1 protein-coding gene and 1 pseudogene are annotated in these 1587 nt (G+C 70.2%); both read left to right on the forward strand.

Going from position 1 to position 1587, the window contains the following annotated elements:
* Positions 1–478, forward strand: a pseudogene (locus AC1DOC_RS33030) (nitrilotriacetate monooxygenase); the annotation flags it as partial.
* 35 nt (positions 479–513) lie between these two features.
* On the forward strand, positions 514–1587 hold a 1074-nt coding region (locus tag AC1DOC_RS33035; RefSeq protein ID WP_478131491.1), incomplete at its 3' end, for an acyl-CoA dehydrogenase family protein.

Raw genomic sequence — 1587 nt, forward strand, 5'->3', positions numbered from 1 at the left:
GCACCCGGTGGTCGGCGTGTCGCTGCTGTCGAACGTGATCGGAGGCTTCGATTTCTCCAGGCTGCCGGTCGACGGCCCGCTGCCCGAACTGCCGGAAACCAACGGCCCCAAGAGCCGCCAGCGGCTGCTGCTGGACCTGGCGCGGCGCGAAAACCTCAGCATCCGCGATCTCTACCTGCGCATTGCCGGCGCGCGCGGCCACCAGCAGGTGGTGGGTACGCCCGCCCGCGTTGCCGACCAGCTGCAGCAGTGGTTCGAGGAACGCGGCGCGGACGGCTTCAACATCATGGCGCCGTGGTTCCCGGGCGGCCTGGACGATTTCATCGAACTGGTGCTGCCCGAGCTGCGGCGGCGCGGCCTGTTCCGCACCGAGTACGAAGGCCGCACGCTGCGCGAGCACCTCGGGCTGCGGCGACCCGCGCATCCGGCGCATCCGGCGCATTCGGCGCGCGAGGCGCATCCGGCCGCCATCGCGTGACCGCCTTCTCCACCTTTCCTGGTACCTCATCGTTCATGCCCCCACCACCCCCTGCCTACGAACAGCTCGCCGAGCGCTTCCGCCCCGTCTTCGCCCGCATCGCCGAACATGCCGCCCAACGCGAGAACGAGCGCGCACTGGCCTACGACGCCGTCACCTGGCTGCGCGAAGCGAACTTCGGCGCGCTGCGCGTGCCGCGGGTCCACGGTGGCCTTGGCGCTTCGGTCGAGCAGTTGTTCGACCTGCTCATCGAGCTTGGCGCCGCCGATTCGAACCTGCCGCAGATCCTGCGCGCGCACTTCGGCTTCATCGAACGGCTCTATGCCGAGATCGATCCCGAGCTGCATGCACCCTGGCTGCGGCGCGCGGCCGACGGCGCGATCTTCGGCAATGCCACCACCGAGTTGGGCGAGGCCGAGCTGGGCACGCTGCAAACCACGCTCACGCGCGACGGCAAGGGCTGGCTGCTCGATGGCGACAAGTACTACAGCACAGGCACGCTCTATGCCGACTGGATTCCCGTGACCGCCCAGCGCGCGGACGATCCGAGCAAGCAAGGCCGGGTGCTGGTGCTTGTGCCCGCGGAAGCGAGCGGCGTGGAACGCATCGACGACTGGCGCGGCTTCGGCCAACGCCTGACCGGGTCGGGTACCACGCGCTTTCGCCGTGTCGCTGTCGAGGCCGGCAATGTGCTGACCTACGACCGCGACCGGCCGACGCCGCTCACGGCCCATTTCCAGCTCACCCACCTGGCCACGCTGGCCGGCATCGCGCGCGCGATCGAGCGCGACGCGGTCGCCTTCGTGCAGCCGCGCAAGCGCGTATACAGCCACGGCAGCGGCACCACGCCGCGGGAAGATCCGTTGGTCCAGCAGGTGGTGGGGCAGCTTTCCAGCGCGGCCTTCACGGCCGCCGCAACGGTGGCTGCAGTGGCCCGCGGGCTGGGCGACATCGACCGCATGCACCAGCGCGGCGAGCCCGTTCCCGAAAGCCTGCTCGTCGACGTGGAGCTGCGCACCGCCAAGGCGCAGGTCGGCATCGTCGACACCGTGCTGAACGCCGCGACGCGCCTGTTCGATGTCGGCGGCGCCTCGGCGCTGCAGGAAGAC

The organism is Variovorax sp. 01T439_2 (assembly GCF_056398445.1).